Genomic DNA, 16,743 nt, shown 5'->3' on the forward strand with positions numbered 1-16,743 from the left:
ACTCCGTCCGGCCCGGCCCGAGTCGTTTCCGGAGCGGGATCAGTCGCAGATCGCGCGGAACTGTTCGATCAGCTTGACCCGGTCGGCCGGTGTCGCGGCCAGCGGCGCGACATTGAGCACGGTGACCCCCGCTTCGGCGAACGCGGCGACCCGTTCCTTCACATATCCGGCCGGACCGATCAGCGAGATATCGCGGACCAGCGCGTCCGGAACCGCCTGCGTCGCTTCCTCTTTCTTGCCCGCCAGGTACAGCTCCTGGATCCGGTCGGCCTCCGCGCCGTAGCCGTACCGGGTGGCGAGGGTGTGGTAGAAGTTCTTGCCCTTGGCGCCCATTCCACCGATGTAGAGCGCCAGCATGGGCTTCACAAATCCCAGGAGCGGCTCCACGTCCTCACCGATGGCCAGAGCCGGACCGGCGTAGATGTCGAGCGGGCCGAGTTCGGGGTCGCGCCGCTCCTTCCCGGCACGCAGCGCGTCACCGAAGACCGCGTCGGCGCGTTCGGGCAGGAAGAAGATCGGCTGCCAGCCCTCGGCGACCTCGGCGGCCAGTGCCACGTTCTTGGGGCCCAGCGCGGCCAGCAACACCGGGATACGTTCGCGCACCGGGTGATTGATCAGCTTCAGCGGTTTACCCAGACCGGTGCCGGTCCCCTCGGGTAGTGGGATCTGGTAGTACTTGCCCTGGTAGTCCAGCCGTTCCCGGCGCCAGACCTTGCGGCAGATCTCCACGAGTTCGCGGGTCCGTCCGATCGGCGCATCGTAGGGCACCCCGTGGAATCCCTCGATGACCTGGGGTCCGGAGGCCCCCAGACCGAGCACGAACCGGCCGTCGGAGACGAAATCCAAACCGGCCGCGGTCATCGCGGTCAGTGTGGGCGTCCGGGTGTAGAGCTGCAGGATCCCTGACGCCAGCTGCAACCGGGAGGTCTTGGCGGCGAGATAGCCCAGAGCGCTCACCGCGTCGAAGGAGTAGGCCTCGGGCACGAACACGATGTCCAGGCCGGCGCGCTCCAGATCGGCCACTTCGGCCGCCGCCTCGGTGAAGCCACCCGAGTAGTTGATGCTCAATCCGATCCGCATGCCCTCAACATAATCCCGGCTACGGGGTGGCCACGCACCGGCCACGCCGGTCGACGCGGTAGGTTGAACCCGATAGCCCAGTGCACCATGCAGCTAACTTCGAGCAATTATGATCCAGAAAGGCCGAATCGTGTCGGAGCCCACACAATCGCCACAGCACGCCGCCAGCGGTTTCGCGGGTTCGCCGATCGGCGACTACCTCGGCGAACTCGCGGCGAAGGTACCGGCCCCGGGCGGCGGCGCGGTAGCCGCGCTGCACGCCGCACAGGCGGCCGCACTGGTCGCCATGGTCGCGCGCTACACCACCCGGGCCAAGGACGCCGACCATCGGCCGGTGATCGACCGCATCGTCGCGGCCGCCGATATCGCCCGCGAGCGCGCACTGACGCTGGCCGACGCCGACGCCGAGGCCTTCACCGCCGTCGGCGCCGCCTACAAGCTGCCCAAGGGCACCGACAGCGAAGCCACCGCGCGGACGGCGGCGATCCACGAAGCCCTGCTGGAGGCCGCCCGGGTCCCCGCCGCGGTGATCGACGCAGCCGACCAAATCCTCGCGCTGGCAACCGAATTGCTGCCGATCGGAAACCCGAACGTGGTCACCGATATCGGCGCGGCCGCCGCGGCGGCGCGGGCCGCCGCGGTGACCTCCCAACTGAATATCGAGATCAATGTCGTCTCGCTTCCGGAAGAACACGCCGCCGCTTTCAGCGAGGCGCTGGCGCGGATCGAGGAAATCACCGACCGCGCCGAAACACTGCACCAGGAGGTGCTTCGCGCGGTTCGCGGCGGGTGATTCGGGTACACATATCAGCACGCGCGAATTAACCAGGTTTATGCCGAACTGGGATTATTCGAGATCAAGTGCAGAACGGAGCACGCGTAGAATGGGCTTCGTTCCTGATATTCACACTGCTCCACCGCTCGACCCAGGCTCGAGCAGCTAGACCGGCCGGCGGGGCACCGGCGGCCGGGGAACTGTTTGCCCCAGCTCGACGAGTGCAGGAGGTAACGGTGAGGATCGGGTACACATCGGCTCCGGTCGCGGCGGAACTCCCCGACCCAGGTATCGATGTCATCACCGAACACGGAGTCGTATCCAATATCGCCGACTGTTCGGCGGATCCAGGAGTGTTGACGCTCGGCCAGGCCCGGCGCGCACACGATATCCACCGGCTCTGTTCTCCCGAATGTCAGGTCCGCAGACGGGCCCGTCTCACCTTGGCCATCGCTTCGGCCGCCCCGGATCGTCCCACGTTCGGCATTTCGCCCGGGCGGTCCGCGCACTACGGCGATTGATTCCCGCGTGACGGGTGGAAACAGCTGCCCGTCACGCCTCTTTCCGGCGCCGGGTATTCCGGCGCGCTTTCGATAGCGCTACGAACTCGCACCGAATGGTTCTCTAGCAGCTCCACCCATTGGCCGGGTGGCGACTGGCGTATGCCGCCGGTCACTAGTAGAGGAGGAAGAGTTGAGCACCATATTCACGAATGCGGAATCCGAATCGGATACTCCGGCGCGAAAACCGCGGCGCGCCGGGTTCGGTGGTAACGGCCGGAACCACCCGCTGAACATCGTGTTGGTGGCCCCACCTTATTTCGATATCCCCCCGGCCGGTTACGGCGGCGTCGAGGCCGTGGTCGCCGAACTCGCCGACACCCTGATCGCGCGCGGGCACCGGGTGACGCTGCTGGGCGCCGGAAAGCCCGGTACCGAGGCCGAATTCGTCCCGGTCTGGGAGAGTACGCAGGCCGGGCGGCTGGGCGACCCCTTCCCGGAAGTGGTCAACGCGCTCAAGGTGCGGCGCGTGGTGGAGAAACTGGCCCGCTCCCGGCATATCGATATCATCCACGACCATACTTTCGCCGGCCCGTTGAACGCTCCCGCCTACGAGGCGCTGGGCATTCCGACCGCGGTCACCGTGCACGGGCCGGTCGACAACGATATGTGGGAGTACTACGGCGCTCTCGACGAACACACTCGCCTCGTCGCGATCAGCGACCGGCAGCGTGAACTGGCGCCGAGTTTCAACTGGATCGGCCGGGTGCACAATGCGCTGCGGCCCAGCGAATGGCCTTTCCGGACCGAGAAGCAGGACTATGCGCTGTTCCTCGGCCGCTACGCCTCCTACAAGGGCCCCCATCTCGCATTGCACGCCGCGCACGAGGCCGGGATAAAGCTGATCCTCGCCGGTAAGTGCAACGAGCCGCCCGAGAAGGCGTTCTTCGCCCAGGAGATCGAGCCGCTGCTCACCGATACCGACCACGTCTTCGGGGAAGCCGACGCGGTCGCCAAACGGGAACTGCTCGCGGGCGCCCGCTGCCTGCTGTTCCCCATCCGCTGGGAAGAGCCGTTCGGCATCGTGATGATCGAGGCCATGGCCTGCGGCACCCCGGTGGTGGCGTTGCGCGGCGGCGCGGTCGAGGAGGTGATCGAGCACGGTGTCACCGGCTTCATCTGCGATCACCCCGACGAACTGCCCGCGGCCATCGCCCGCGCCGGCGAGCTGGATCCGCACGCGTGCCGGCGCCGCGTCGAGGATTATTTCGGCGTGGATCAGCTGGGTGCCGGGTACGAGACGGCCTATTACCGCATACTCGATGCGTGGGACGAAGCCCACAGCAACGCCCAGGCATTGACCGCCGTCGGTACGCGTCGCACTGCGGTACCCGAGATTCGCGCCGACGCCGGCACGACACCGGTATGGAGTAGGGCATGAACGCACCGCCGAGAATTCTCAACTCCGGCCAACCCGCCGCCATCAATGGCGGCGGGGGGACCGTGACCCTGGTCGAGGCGAGCACTTTCTGCTTGTCCGACCCTCTCGGCGATATCCATTCCGGCACCTCGCAGGGCCTGTTCTACCGGGACTCGCGGGTGATCTCACGGTGGGAGCTGCGCCTGGACGGGCAACCGGCGGAATATCTGACGGTGCTGACGCCGGAAGCCTTCAAGGGCCGCTTCATCCTGCGCAAACCCCCGCGCGCCGGAGTCGCCGACAGCACCGTGCTGGTGGTGCGCCGGCGGCTCATCGGCAACGGGCTCAAGGAAACGATCACCGTGCGCAACCTCGGGCACGAGGACACGGCGATGACCGTCACCCTGTTCGTCGATTCCGATTTCGCGGATCTGTTCGCGGTCAAAGAGGGCCGCAACCACGGCGGCGGCGCCGAGCACAATGCCGTCGACGGCGATCTGCACCTGACCGACCATGCCGAACCCGGACGCGGCCTGACCATCAGCGCCACCGCCGGGGCGGTCATGCTGCCCGGCACCATCACCTGGCAGGTGGTGGTGCCGGCCCGCGGGCGCTGGGATACCGAGATCCTGGCCCATCCGGTCATGTCGCACCGCCGGGTGCCGATGGCGTTCGGCGACGACGAGGACAGCCCGATCAGCCGGTTGAAGGCGTGGCGGGCCACCGCCACCGACCTCACCGCCAGCGATCCGGCCCTGTCGGAGGTCCTGCAGCGCACCGAGAGCGATCTCGGCGCGTTGCGCATCGACGGCAGCACCGACGGCGCTCCGGCGTATGTGGCCGCGGGCGCCCCGTGGTTCATGGCGCTGTTCGGCCGGGACAGTCTGCTCACGTCGTGGATGGCGCTGCCGCTGGATTCCGCGCTCGCCGTCGGCACCCTGCGCCGGCTGGCGGATCTGCAGGGTACGAAGGTCAACCCGATCACCGAGGAAGAGCCCGGGCGCATCATGCACGAGATGCGGCACGGCCCCGCCAGCGGTCAAGTGCTCGGGGGGACCGTCTACTACGGTTCGGTCGACGCGACGCCGCTGTTCGTGATGCTGCTCGCCGAATGCTGGCGCTGGGGCGCGGGTGACCGGGTGGTCCGCGAACTGCTCCCGGCCGCCGACGCGGCCCTGGCCTGGATCGACGAATACGGCGACGCCGACGGCGACGGGTTCGTCGAATACCGCCGTAAAACCGATCGCGGCCTCAGCAACCAGGGCTGGAAGGACAGTTTCGACGCGATCAACGACGCCTCCGGTCATCTGGCCGAACCGTCCGTCGCACTGTGCGAGGTCCAGGGCTACGTGTACGCGGCCCGCCTGGCCCGTGCCCAGCTCGCCGACCATTTCGGCGATACGGGTACCGCCGCCCGGCTACGCGAGCAGGCCGAGAACCTCAAGGACCGGTTCGACGAGGCGTTCTGGGTCGCCAAGAACGGCTGGTATGCCGTGGCCCTGGACGGCCAGAAGAACCAGGTCGACGCGCTGACCAGCAACGCCGCTCAATGTCTGTGGACCGGCATCGTGTCCGACGAGCGCGCCGCCGAACTCATCGAACGGCTGGCCGATGTGAGTATGGACAGCGGTTTCGGCCTGCGCACCCTCGCGGCCGGCATGGGCGCCTTCAACCCGATGAGCTATCACAACGGCTCGGTGTGGCCGCACGACACCGCGATCGCGGTCGCCGGCCTGCTGCGATACCGGCATATCGCCGGCGCCTCCGACCTGGCCGAGCGCCTCACCACCGGCCTGCTCGACGCGGCCATCGACTTCGGCGGCAGGCTGCCGGAACTGTTCTGCGGTTTCGCCCGGACCGAGTTCCGCTCGCCGGTGCCCTACCCCACCTCCTGCTCGCCGCAGGCGTGGGCGAGCGCGGCGCCGCTGCTGCTGGTGCGGTCCTTCCTGGGGCTCGCGCCGTGTGTACCGCATCGTGTCCTGCGGGTGACCCCGCAGTTGCCCCGGGAATGGGGCAAGGTGGGCCTGACGGACCTGAGACTGGGCTCTGCCACGGTGAGCATCCACGCCGAAGGCTCCACCATGCACGTCCACGGGCTGCCCGACGACTGGAAACTCGTCACCGAATAGCAATCGCGCGGTGTGTCTACATCGCGAACGGGTGCCGGGACGATATCTTGGGTGGTTGCGTTGATCATGGCCCCTTAGGATGGACGTCTGTCCACCAGTCGTCCGTAAGGGGTGGAACCATGAATATCGTTGCCCGGCATCTTTTTCTGGCGATCGCGATCGCGCTCTCGCTGGCCGTCGCCCCCGCGGGCGCGAACGCCATGACGATCGATCCGCCCGGCCCCGCACCCGTGGCCTCGGTAACTCCCTCCGACGGCGCTCTCGTCGGCATCGCCCATCCGGTTACCGTCCGGTTCTCCGGCGCGGTCACCGATCGGGCTCGCGCCGAGCAGTCGCTGGCGGTCACCGCCGGCGATCCGCTGCCCGGCTCCTACACCTGGCGCGGTGACCGGGAGCTGACCTGGACACCCACCGGATATCTGCCGGCGAACAGCACGCTCACCGTGAATTTCGGTGACCACCGTACTCAGTTCCAGACCAACGGCGGGGTGGTCGCCGACGCGAACATGTCCACCCACACCTTCACCGTCAGCATGGGCGGTCTGGTGGTGCGGATCATGCCCGCGTCCATGGGCAAACCCGGTTACGAGACGCCCACCGGCACCTACCCGGTGCTGGAGAAGTTCCGCAACATCATCTTCGATTCCCGGACCATCGGTATCCCCCTGGATTCTCCGGAGGGCTACCTGATCGACGGAGAATGGGCCGAGCGGCTCACCTGGGGCGGTGTCTTCGTCCATTCCGCGCCCTGGTCGGTCGATCAGCAGGGTAATTCCAATGTGAGTCACGGTTGTATCAATCTGTCTCCCGACGACGCCGCGTGGTACTACGAGAACGTCGGTGTCGGCGATCCCGTGAATATCCACTGGTGATCGGGTGACCGGCGCACCCGGTGCCGGCCCCCGCGCTGCGGTCCGGCCGACGATCCACTAGAACAATGATGAGCGATCGCGCGTCGTGAACCGATGAAGGGGGCCGCGCCATGGATCGACCGCCCTCGGGTCCCGCCGACGGGGAGCACGACCCCCGGGACCACACCGGCCCACCCCGGGAGCGGGACCCGCGCACGGCACCGGAACCCGGATACGCGAATCCGGACCCGTATGGCCGCACCGGCCCACCCGGGCAGTGGGACCCGCATCCGTCACCCGCACCCGGATACGCGGACCAGGATCCCGCCACTCCGCACCCCGACCTGTACCGCCCGCACCACGGCGGTCCGGCCGGCTCGCCGGTGCCGGCCGATTCGATGCCCACCGAGCCCATACCGGTGCTCCGGCTGCCGGGATGGGACAGCGGCAACGCCCACTACGAGGGGTCGTGGTCGGATTGGGTCGCGCGGGCGGGCGCCGGCGCGGCCGAGCCCGAGGGCGCCACGGCGGAGGATCCCGGTGTGATCCCGCCTCCCGCCGTCGATACCCGCCCCTCCTCCGGGGCCGCCGCGGCGGCCGAGACCACCGTCGCGACCGAGAACGAGCCGGTAGCGCCCACCACGGACACCTCTCCCGCGGGCGCCCGGGAACGCCTGCGCCGGCGGTTGACCCCACCCGACCACACCACCCCGGCGCCGGTCCGCGCCACGGCCCCCACCTCCGGCCGGAGCCGCGTGCTTCCGGTGTTGCTGGGGGTCGCGGGGGTCGCGGCTCTCGGCGCGGCCGCGTATGTGCAGTTCGCGATCGTCGGCGGGGACGAACCGCGCGCCCCCGCCGCGGCGGCGCCCAGCGCCACGGCGCCCGCCGCCCCCGGCGCCGACCCGCACTGCGTGGCCGAACGGGTCGGTAACACCGTGCAGGGCAACGAACCGGGCGGCACCGATTCGGGGCCCTCGGCCATCTTCGGGTTCCAGCACGCCTACTACGTCGCCCGGTCCGGGGAGCAGGCCCGCGCGCTCGTCGCGGGGGACGCCGCCGTCCCACCGGCCGCCGATATCCAGCGCGGTATCGACACCATCCCGGAGGGGACCACCTACTGCGTCCGGATCGCTCCCGGCGCGTTCGTCGGCCAGTACACCGTCACCATCACCGAGTACCGGCCCGGTTCGGCGCCGCTGGGATACAACCCGCAACTGGTCACGACGATGCGAATCGGTGACCGGACCTTGATCACCGGTATCGGCCCCATGCCCTGAGTGCCACGATTCGGCCCGGATCGGCGAACGAGGTGGTCCGGCGCGCTCGCGAGGCGCAGACTCGGAGGATGGACGCCATCGGTACAGCCCGGGTGCCCGATCATCCGACAGTGCAGGCCGCGCTGTCCCTGGCCCGGCGGGCGCCGTCTGTGCACAATACGCAACCGTGGCGCTGGGTCTTCGACGGTCACCGGCTGCATCTGCACCGCGACACCAGTCGGCAGCTGTTCTCGGCGGATCCACAGGGCAGACAGCTGACCATCAGCTGCGGGGCCATCCTCGACCACACCCGGACCGCGTTCGCGGCGGCAGGCTGGGACACCGAGGTGATCCGGCTGCCCGATACCGCGCCCGACCACCTCGCCACCGTCGGCTTCGCTCCCGCCGCCGAGGTCTCCGATACCGTCCGGGCCCGCGCCGCGGCCATCGAGCAGCGCTACACCGACCGGCTGCCGATGCTGCCGCCCCGCGATTGGGACCGGGTCGAGCCGGGCCTGCGCGCGGCGGCCGTTGCCCGCGGGGCCCAGCTCGAGGTACTGGGCGACTCCGCCCGGCTGCGCCTCGCCGCCGCCTCGGCTCGATCGGCGGCGCTGCGCGAATACGATCCGCAATATCTGAACGAGCTGCACTGGTGGGCGGGTAACAACTCCCCCGCCGACGGGGTGCCGATCTCCGCACTGGTCTCGGCGGCGGAAGCGGCGCAGGTCGGGGTGGGCCGGGCCTTTCCCACCGCGCCGCCCTCGCTCCGGCGCGGTGAGCTGACCGACGCGTCGCGGCTGCTGGTGCTCGGTTCGGCCGCCGACAGTTCCCTGGAGTGGCTGCGGGCCGGAGAAGCGCTGTCCGCGGTACTGCTGGACTGCACGGTCGCCGGGCTGTCGACCTGTCCGCTGACCCATATCACCGAGGTCCCGGTGAGCCGGCGCGCCATTGCGAATCTACTGCTCGAGCCCGCGATTCCACAGGTCGTCGTCCGGGTGGGCACCGCGCCCACCGCGGCCGCACAACCGCCGACACCGCGGCGTACCGTGACCGATTTCCTGGAACTGCATCGCGGCGGCTGAGCGGTTCGCGGCCGCCCGAATATTCTCGGGCCCACTCGGATCGGCATACCGGCCGAGTGGAGCGCGCGGTTCATTTCCCGTTCGGGTACACCGGCAGCCGGTGGTGGCCGTTGGAGATGAAACCGGGCACCACACCGAGTTCCTCCGGTGCCGCAGCGAGTTCCATATCCGGGAACCGGCGGAAGAATCGCGGGCAGGGCCACCACCGCCGCCAACCGGGCCAGCGGTGCGCCGAGGCAGTGATGCGGGCCGTATCCGAGCGGATACGGGCGATCTCCCCCTGGATATCCGAACCACCTGGGTCCAAGACGAACGGGGCGGGGGGTTCTGCATCGGAAACTCCTGACTGAACTGCCGAACTAGTGAAAACCGGCCACGCTGATCGGCGGGCTCTTCGGGAAGGTGACCGGAAGCGCGGACAGTGCCCGGTGGAACGGGCCCGGCCGCCATTGCAATTCCGCGGCGGGCACCGCCAGCTCCATCTCCGGGAGCGCATCCAGCAGTTGATCGATCGCGTCCTGCACGATCAGCACCGCTACCGGCCGCGCCGGACAGGCATGCGGGCCCGTACCGAAGGCCAGATGGGAGCGATTGTCGGTCACGTTCCCGGTGCGGATCGCCGGATCGTTGTTACAGGCCGCCATACTGATCACCACGGGCTGATGCGCGGGCAACCACACATTGTCGATGAGGATCGGCTGCCGCGGATAGCTGAAGCAGTAGTTGGCTATCGGCGGATCGTTGAACAGCACCTCGTCCAGCACATCCCGGGTCGACAGGCTTCCGTCCAGTACATTCGCCGCGAACCGCTCGTCGGTCGGCATGAGCAGCAGGGTGTTCGCGATGAGATTCTGCGGTGGTTCGATCGCCGCCCCGTACAGCGTCACCAACTGGTGCATCATTTCCTCGTCGTCCAATCGCACCGGGTGTTCGACGAGCCGGCTGGTGACATCGTCACCGGGTTCGGCGCGTTTGAGCCGGGTCAGCTCCAGGAGCGCTTCGGACAGCATCTGATTGCCGCGTTCGGCGTCGACGGTATCGAACAGCGCCGCCATCCCGGTCGCCGCGCGCCGGCTGATATCGGGCGGGCAGCCGAGCGTGGCATTGAGGGTGGAGAAGGCGACCGGCAAAGCGTATTGGCTGACCACGTCGCAGTAACCGACTTCGCAGAACGAGTTGATCAGTGGGACCGCGACCTGTTCCACGGTGGCGTGCAGGCGGTGCAGATCGATCTTGCCGAGCGCCGCCGCGGCCGCCGGGCTGAGTTCGCGACTCTACCTGGACCCAGCGCAACAGATCGGAATTCGCAGCGCCACGGATGTTCGTGCACACACACGGTCGGCTGTGTTATCGGCGGCGCGGGGTCGAGGCCTCTCGGTTCCGCCGTTCAGCGACCGTTTATCCGGATCGGCGGGGACTCGGGAAAGGTAACCGGCAGCGATACCAGCGCCCGATGGAACGGGCCGGGCCGCCATCGCAGGTCCGCCTGCGGTATCGCCAGTTCCATCTCCGGCACCGCGTCCAGCAACTGGTCGATCGCGTCCTGGACGATCAGCAGCGCCACCGAACGGGCCGGGCAGCTGTGCTGGCCCGCGCTGAAGGCCAGATGCGACCGGTTGATGGTCGGCCCATCGGCTCTGATGGCGGGATCGTTGTTGCAGGCGGTCATACTGATCAGCACCGGCTGGTGCGCCGGCAGCCAGATACCGTCGATCAGCATCGGCTGCCGCGGATAGCTGATGCAGTAGTTGGACAGCGGCGGATCGTTGAACAGCACCTCGTCGAGGGCGTCCCGCGTGGAGAGACTGCCGTCCAGCACATTGGCCGCGAAGCGCTCATCGGTCAGCATCAGCAGCAGCGTGTTCGCGATCAGATTCTGCGGCGGCTCGGTACCCGCGCCGTACAACAGCGCCAGCTGCTGCCGGGCCTCCTCGTCACTCAACTGCACCTGATGCCGGACCAGCCGGGTGGTGATGTCGTCACCGGGCTGAACCCGTTTGAGCCGGGCCAATTCCAGCAGCGCGTCGGCCTGGGTGGCATTGCCCTCGGCCGCGTCCACTGTGTCGAACATGGCCGCCAGCCCGCGGGCCGCGCGGTGCCCGAGTTCGGGTGGGCAGCCGAGCATGGCGTTGAGGGTCGCGAAGATCAGCGGGGAAGCGTACTGCCCCATCAGATCGCAGTAGCCGTCGGTGCAGAACGAGTTGATCAGCGTGACCGCGATCTGCTCGATGGTGGGACGCAATTCGTGCATATCGATCTCGCCGATGGCCGAGACCGCGGCCGACCGGTAGCGGATCCGCTCCTGGCCGACGGTGCGCAGCGGATTGGGCCGGTACTCCATCATGGGCAGTACCGGGCAGTCCTCGGCTACCCCGCGCTGCCATACCCGCGGGTCGGCGGGGAAGTGTTCGGGGTCGTTGAGGATTCGCAAGGCGATGTGATAGCCGATCACCAGGGTGGCCGGGACTCCCGGGGCCAGCTCCACCGGAGCCAGCGAACCGAAACGCTGCCGCATCTCCCGGTACATCTTGTGCGGATCGGCGGCGAACTCCTCCGAATACAGGGGGACGTACGGGCCGATGGGATCCACCGGGGAGCCGTGGATCACCAGGCGTGGATCGGAAACACGGTACTGATCATGTTGTGCTGTGGTCATGACATCACACTCCGAGGTTCGTATGAATCGGCGAATAGTGCGTTCTCGCAGATCTATCCGCCGACCCATACATCCCGCTCAGCGACGTCCGCGACGAGCCATCAGCATGAAGTTGTAGTAACCAGAACCTTTTACGCTACCGGCTTCAGCCCAGGTACACAGGCATTTCCTGGTGACCGTTGGAAACGAAGCCCACCACCGGCTTCAATTCGCCGACCGCCACGGCCGGCCGGATATCCGGGAACCGCCGGAACAGCGCGGGCAGCGCCGGCTCGCCCTCCATCCGGGCCAGCGGCGCACCGATGCAATGGTGCGCCCCGTGGCCGAAGGACACATGATCCTTGACCGCCCGGGCACGTCGAAGAGATCGGCGGTGTCGCCGTGGATCTTCGGGTCGCGGCCGCCCGCGGCGTAGGAGGCCAGGATGGCCTCGCCCCTTGCCGATCCGCGGTCCCTCGATCTCGATGTCCTCCACGGCGTACCGCAACGGCAGATGCGCCACCGGGGCCTGGTAACGCAGCGTCTCCTCGACCATTCATGACCAGCATCAGGGTTTCGACGATCTGCTTCTCGGTGAGCTGCGAACTGTCCTCGTCGCGACTGCCGATCATCACGCTGGTGATGTCGTCACCGGGGTTGTCGCGCCGATAGGCGACCAGTTCGGTGACCAGACCGTACATCTCGACGAAGTTGGCCTGGGCCCCCGCCTGATCGATCGTGGTGTCGAAGTACCGGTCCACACAGACGCGCAGACCCGCGCCGAGCGATTCCGGAACCCCAGCAGTTCGGTGATCACCTGGATCGGCACCGGATAGTCCAGTGCCGGGTCTGGTGCAGTTCGTGCAGGTCGATGCCGTCGATCGCGTGCACATACACCTGACGGTAGCGCTGATGCAGCTCACCGCTGTTGCGCAGGGCGTTCGGGTACCACTCCATCATCGGTTTGACCGCCGAATCGGGCGGGATACTCGTCTGCCAGGTCCGCGGATCGGCCGGGAAGCGGTCGGGATCATCGAGGATCCGGACGGCCGCGTCATAACCGATCACCAGCGTGGCGGCACATCCGGGGCCAGATCGATGGGAACCAGCGAACCGTACCGGCTCCGCATCGCGGCATAGGCGCGATGCGGATCACCGGCGAATTCTTCGGCAAAGAGGCTGAAGCGCTCGCCAACGCCTCCGGTGGGGTCTCCGTGAACGACCGGGCAGCCGGTGAACGGAGGTTGCTGTTGCGGAGCCGGAGAGAACTGCTTGGTCAGAGACGAGACTCCAACCGGCGGAACAGAAACTCGACGAGCGTGATCAGCGACTGCAGGCAGGTGCGCCGATCACGGGCGTCGAGGGCGATGAGCGGAGTGTCTTCGGTCAGGTCGAGTGCCTCGCGCACTTCCGACAGCGGGAAGCGGTTCGAACCCTCGAACTCGTTCACCCCGACCGCGTACGGCACACCGCGCTCCTCGAGTACGGCCAGTACCTCGTCGGCCTTCTCGATACGCCGGGTGTCCACCAGGACCAGGGCACCGAGTGCGCCCTTGGCCAGTTCCTCCCACAGCGGGATGAACCGCTGCTGGCCCGGCGTACCGAAGAGGTACAGGGCCAGTTCGGGGTTGAGCGTGATACGGCCGAAGTCCATCGCGACCGTGGTCTGCGTTTTCGATCCCAGCCCGCCCAGATCGTCGATACCGACGCTGGCCTCGGTGATGGTCTCCTCGGTACGCAGCGGTTTGATCTCGGAAATACTGCTCACGAAGGTGGTCTTGCCGACGCCGAAATTTCCGGCTACCAGCAATTTCACCGAGCGGGTCACCGTCTCCGGCACATAGTCGACCGCGCGGCCGTATTCCGCGGACCGATCAGGCCGGGAGAGCACGGAGCCCATTGAGTACCTCCTCGAGCAGGGCGATCTCCGGCATTATTTCCGCCGGGGTCGGGATATTGAGATGTCCGCTGTCCAGCAGGTCGGACACGACGATCGTTACCACCGACGGCGGGAGGTCGAGATAGGCGGCGACCTCCGCGATCGACAGGGCGCCGCGGGCGCAGACATCGACCACCCGGCGCGCATCCGGTGTGGAGCCCGGCGCTGGATCTCCGACGGCGACGACCAGGGTGACCAGGCCGAGCTCACGGGTCGGACGGGAGCGTCCGCCGGTCCGCACATACGCGCGGACCAGATCTGGATCACGCCGCGACCGGCTCATTGCAGATCGCCGCCGTGGGCGCCTCTGCGAGGTTCGCTCCCGAGCTCGTGGCCGACCCGGCCGGCGAGCTCGTTCATCCGGTGGGCGATCAGGCCCACATCGATATCGCTCATGGTCGCCACCCCCAGGAGCGCGCCCTCGCCCGCCGCGGTGATCATGATCATGCCCTGGTCGTATTCGGTCATGTTCTGCCGCACATCGTTTCCGTTGCTACCACAGAACTCGCCGAGCGCCTTACCGAGCGAACGCAGGCCGGAGGCGGCGGCGGCGAACCGCTCGGCATCGTCTTTCGCGATACCCGCCGAATGGGCGATACGCAGCCCGTCCTCGGACAACAGGACGGCGAATCGGACGCCGGGAACCTCGAGATCGTCCAGTAACCAGCCCAGTTTGTTGGTGCTGTCGGATACCACTGTCCTCGGTGAACCCATCAGGATGTCATCCCTTCGGTGTGTTCGGATGCGGCGGCACGGCCGCTCTTGGAGCCGCTCTGCCAGGCAGCGGCGATATCGGGGCGGGGCTGCCCCGGTTCGGTCCTGTCCTGTCCGGACACGCGATCGTTGATGTCATCAGGGACGGCCGCGGCACGGCGCCGGCGCCGGGGCAGACCGCCGCTGGTGATGTCGTGGACTGTCGTACGCTGCTCGCTCTCGGTCTCGTCGATGCCACCTGCCGCCGAAATCCGCTCGACAGGCCGGGAGCTCTCGGACACGACCGGGATCGCGGCGTGCGCGCCGGTGCTCGTCGCCGAATGTGCTCCGATACCGGACGATACGGCGTTACCGACCAGAGCGTGGCCGGAGCTTCCCGATACCGACGAGACCTGGCTGCCGGGGACCGCGGCGAGTTCCCGCGGCGCCGGGGCGCCGACCGGCGACGCGGCGTCGTTGTCCTGGTTGGCCTTCGGTGCGACCAGTAGTGCCTCCGGGATGTAGACCATGGCGCGCATACCGCCGTAGGCGTTGGGTCCGTCGATGTAGACGGTGAACCCGTAGCGGCGGGCGAGCGCGGCGATACCGGGGAAACCGACCTTGGGGGCCGGGCCGAGCTGATGGATGTCGATCGAGCGTTCGTTGGCCAGGACCTGGCGGGCCTCTTCCATCTGCTCGGCGTTCATCCGGACGCCGGCGTCGTCGACGATCACGGTCACACCGTGATGACCTTCCTGGAAGGTCACATCCACGAAGGAGGTCGGCGGCGAGTAGCGCAGCGCGTTGTCGATGAGCGAGGCCAGCGTGTGCACCAGCGGTTCCACCGCACGACTGATGACGATGCGGTCGAGCTGGGACGGGCGCACCCGCAGGTAGTCACGGACACGACCGGTCGCGCCACCGACGACGTCGGTGAGCGACTGGGCGGGCCAGCGGCGGCCGGGCAGACCACCACAGACGATCACGTAGGACTGCGCCTGGCGGATCATCTGCTGCACGGTGTGGTCGATACGGATGAGGGTCTCGTAGACGCGGTCGTCGCGGTGTTCGCGGAGCGCGGAGCTCACGACCTGGGAGACGTCGGCTCCCAGGCTCACCACGGAGGTGCCGAACGAGCGGACCGCGGCGCTGGTGGCCTCGCGGGCAAGGGTTTCCGAGCGTTCGCGGCCGGCGTCGGCCTCGGTACGCACGTTCCGCTCGGCGGCCGAGACGGCGGTGCGTACCTGCTCCTCCATCTCCCGGGTGACGGCTTCGCGGGTTTCGCTCTGGACGGTCCGCAGGTCCTCGGTGACCCGGTCGACTATCCAGCGCAGGCATTGGGCGAAGCGCGAATTCTCCAGTCCGGGGGGCACTTCGGGTGCCACGGCGGTCTGGTCGAACCGGCGGGTGGACTCCGAGAGGGCGGGCAACGTGCTGGCCGCGAGATGCTCGAGCGCATCCTCGCGCACGGCTAGTTCCCGCTCGAGCACATCGAGTCGTTTCTGTTGGTCTCGCACGGCCCGAACGGCGTACCACGCCACGCCGAGCACCAATATGGGGGCGAGTATCCAGGGAAGCAGCACGGCGGTATTCAGATTCATCAGCTTTCTCGTCGTTGACGGGGCTCGAGGTGCGCCACGCGGTGCCGTGGCATGCCACGGCGCTTCGTCTCGCCTTCCTCGCGACGCCGACCATGTTCGCCCCTGGCCGGATGAGGTCCGTGCCGGGCACCGCGGTAACGGTCGGTGACATATCCCTTAGTTACTTTCGACTACCCGAAAGTAACTAAGGGACAAGTCATTCGGCCGATCGATGACCATCGGAGCACACCCTCCGATGGCCCGGGACCCGACGACCCGCTCACAGTAGCAGCATTGTGGTGAACTCTCTCAATAACGGCCGATAATCGATTGTCACCTTTCCGTGATAGGGCCGCGACCTCGCAGAATGCGGAAAGGTATTGCGACCGTGAAGATCACGACCGCGGGGTGCCGCGGGGACTGCACGTGCAGCAGGGGGCGCTCCGAGGCACACCGTGATCGCATCCCCTATCACCAGGGACGGAACACCGGAAGCAGACCGAACGGTCGGCGATTGGCGGCGGGCCCGGAAAATTGATATCAAGACAGGTTTAATACTGTCCGCGCCACTCGAATCGGGTGCCGGCCCGGGCCGAAATGCCCAATGCGCGCCTCCCGGCAGGCGGCACGACGTTCACCACGGAGACGTGGAATAGCCGTATTCCAGTAAAGCCCCGGCATTACCGGCCGAAATGCGGCCGGGGCTCCGGAAGGGCCGACCGGTCCGTACCAGCGGCCCGCTTCCCGGTCTTCCATCCGCACCAATTCGGGTACAGACCAGAACGCGACGGCGACCGTATCGG

15 protein-coding genes and 1 pseudogene are annotated in these 16,743 nt (G+C 67.7%); 7 read left to right on the forward strand and 9 right to left on the reverse strand.

Features of this window, described 5'->3' with window-relative positions; all coding sequences use genetic code 11:
- Positions 1–39: 39 nt before the first annotated feature.
- The gene (locus ACLML9_RS20835; RefSeq protein WP_411947111.1) at positions 40–1,080 is read right to left on the reverse strand and encodes an LLM class F420-dependent oxidoreductase; all 1,041 of its coding nucleotides are present in this window, start codon (positions 1,078–1,080) and stop codon (positions 40–42) included.
- A gap of 130 nt (positions 1,081–1,210) precedes the next feature.
- On the opposite strand from ACLML9_RS20835, the gene ACLML9_RS20840 reads away from it, so the two are divergent.
- From ACLML9_RS20840 to ACLML9_RS20870, 7 genes are all read left to right on the forward strand, one after another.
- Entirely contained in the window at positions 1,211–1,873 is a 663-nt protein-coding gene (locus tag ACLML9_RS20840) for a cyclodeaminase/cyclohydrolase family protein (protein WP_411947112.1), read from the forward strand.
- 218 nt (positions 1,874–2,091) lie between these two features.
- Positions 2,092–2,376: a hypothetical protein gene (locus ACLML9_RS20845; protein ID WP_063045284.1), complete on the forward strand. Its 285-nt coding sequence runs from the start codon at positions 2,092–2,094 to the stop codon at positions 2,374–2,376.
- Positions 2,377–2,644: 268 nt separating this feature from the next.
- Complete coding sequence (locus ACLML9_RS20850) at positions 2,645–3,796, forward strand: glycosyltransferase family 4 protein (protein WP_411947120.1); 1,152 nt, start codon at positions 2,645–2,647, stop codon at positions 3,794–3,796.
- Entirely contained in the window at positions 3,793–5,904 is a 2,112-nt protein-coding gene (locus ACLML9_RS20855) for a glycogen debranching N-terminal domain-containing protein (protein WP_411947113.1), read from the forward strand. The genes ACLML9_RS20850 and ACLML9_RS20855 overlap by 4 nt, the downstream gene beginning before the upstream one ends.
- 119 nt (positions 5,905–6,023) lie before the next feature.
- A complete protein-coding gene (locus ACLML9_RS20860; protein ID WP_030521393.1) occupies positions 6,024–6,776 on the forward strand; it encodes a L,D-transpeptidase in 753 nt (250 codons plus the stop codon).
- 110 nt (positions 6,777–6,886) lie between these two features.
- On the forward strand, positions 6,887–8,032 hold the full coding sequence (locus tag ACLML9_RS20865; protein ID WP_411947114.1) for a hypothetical protein: 1,146 nt from the start codon (positions 6,887–6,889) through the stop codon (positions 8,030–8,032).
- 68 nt (positions 8,033–8,100) lie between these two features.
- Positions 8,101–9,093: an Acg family FMN-binding oxidoreductase gene (locus tag ACLML9_RS20870; RefSeq protein WP_411947115.1), complete on the forward strand. Its 993-nt coding sequence runs from the start codon at positions 8,101–8,103 to the stop codon at positions 9,091–9,093.
- A 359-nt stretch (positions 9,094–9,452) separates the two neighbouring features.
- Here ACLML9_RS20870 and ACLML9_RS20875 read toward each other — a convergent pair.
- The 8 genes and pseudogenes from ACLML9_RS20875 to ACLML9_RS20910 all read right to left on the reverse strand — a co-directional run.
- A pseudogene (locus tag ACLML9_RS20875) lies at positions 9,453–10,337 on the reverse strand (cytochrome P450); the annotation flags it as partial.
- A 143-nt stretch (positions 10,338–10,480) separates the two neighbouring features.
- Complete coding sequence (locus ACLML9_RS20880) at positions 10,481–11,749, reverse strand: cytochrome P450 (RefSeq protein ID WP_411947116.1); 1,269 nt, start codon at positions 11,747–11,749, stop codon at positions 10,481–10,483.
- Between the two features lie 145 nt (positions 11,750–11,894).
- Positions 11,895–12,224 carry a cytochrome P450 gene (locus ACLML9_RS20885; protein WP_411947121.1) on the reverse strand — a complete coding sequence of 110 codons (330 nt, stop codon included), beginning with the start codon at positions 12,222–12,224 and terminating at the stop codon, positions 11,895–11,897.
- Between the two features lie 317 nt (positions 12,225–12,541).
- Complete coding sequence (locus ACLML9_RS20890) at positions 12,542–12,796, reverse strand: hypothetical protein (protein WP_411947117.1); 255 nt, start codon at positions 12,794–12,796, stop codon at positions 12,542–12,544.
- 208 nt (positions 12,797–13,004) lie between these two features.
- The gene (locus ACLML9_RS20895; RefSeq protein ID WP_051714539.1) at positions 13,005–13,628 is read right to left on the reverse strand and encodes a GTP-binding protein; all 624 of its coding nucleotides are present in this window, start codon (positions 13,626–13,628) and stop codon (positions 13,005–13,007) included.
- Positions 13,603–13,950, reverse strand: coding sequence for a DUF742 domain-containing protein (locus tag ACLML9_RS20900; protein ID WP_030521401.1), 348 nt, complete (start codon positions 13,948–13,950; stop codon positions 13,603–13,605). The genes ACLML9_RS20895 and ACLML9_RS20900 overlap by 26 nt, the downstream gene beginning before the upstream one ends.
- Complete coding sequence (locus ACLML9_RS20905) at positions 13,947–14,381, reverse strand: roadblock/LC7 domain-containing protein (RefSeq protein WP_411947118.1); 435 nt, start codon at positions 14,379–14,381, stop codon at positions 13,947–13,949. Before ACLML9_RS20905 ends, ACLML9_RS20900 begins: the two co-directional genes overlap by 4 nt.
- Positions 14,381–15,961, reverse strand: coding sequence for an ATP-binding protein (locus ACLML9_RS20910; RefSeq protein WP_411947119.1), 1,581 nt, complete (start codon positions 15,959–15,961; stop codon positions 14,381–14,383). Before ACLML9_RS20910 ends, ACLML9_RS20905 begins: the two co-directional genes overlap by 1 nt.
- Between the last annotated feature and the right edge of the window lie 782 nt (positions 15,962–16,743).

The organism is Nocardia sp. NPDC002869 (assembly GCF_046764065.1).
GTDB classification, from domain to species: domain Bacteria; phylum Actinomycetota; class Actinomycetes; order Mycobacteriales; family Mycobacteriaceae; genus Nocardia; species Nocardia rhamnosiphila.

What these genes read in the sequence shown, in the direction of transcription:
- ACLML9_RS20910 (WP_411947119.1), bottom strand. Translation starts at nt 15,961, where the DNA reads ATGAATCTGAATACCGCCGTGCTGCTTCCCTGGATACTCGCCCCCATA.
- ACLML9_RS20900 (WP_030521401.1), bottom strand. Translation starts at nt 13,950, where the DNA reads ATGAGCCGGTCGCGGCGTGATCCAGATCTGGTCCGCGCGTATGTGCGG.
- ACLML9_RS20905 (WP_411947118.1), bottom strand. Translation starts at nt 14,381, where the DNA reads ATGGGTTCACCGAGGACAGTGGTATCCGACAGCACCAACAAACTGGGC.
- ACLML9_RS20865 (WP_411947114.1), top strand. Translation starts at nt 6,887, where the DNA reads ATGGATCGACCGCCCTCGGGTCCCGCCGACGGGGAGCACGACCCCCGG.
- ACLML9_RS20880 (WP_411947116.1), bottom strand. Translation starts at nt 11,749, where the DNA reads ATGACCACAGCACAACATGATCAGTACCGTGTTTCCGATCCACGCCTG.
- ACLML9_RS20895 (WP_051714539.1), bottom strand. Translation starts at nt 13,628, where the DNA reads ATGGGCTCCGTGCTCTCCCGGCCTGATCGGTCCGCGGAATACGGCCGC.
- ACLML9_RS20835 (WP_411947111.1), bottom strand. Translation starts at nt 1,080, where the DNA reads ATGCGGATCGGATTGAGCATCAACTACTCGGGTGGCTTCACCGAGGCG.
- ACLML9_RS20855 (WP_411947113.1), top strand. Translation starts at nt 3,793, where the DNA reads ATGAACGCACCGCCGAGAATTCTCAACTCCGGCCAACCCGCCGCCATC.
- ACLML9_RS20870 (WP_411947115.1), top strand. Translation starts at nt 8,101, where the DNA reads ATGGACGCCATCGGTACAGCCCGGGTGCCCGATCATCCGACAGTGCAG.
- ACLML9_RS20860 (WP_030521393.1), top strand. Translation starts at nt 6,024, where the DNA reads ATGAATATCGTTGCCCGGCATCTTTTTCTGGCGATCGCGATCGCGCTC.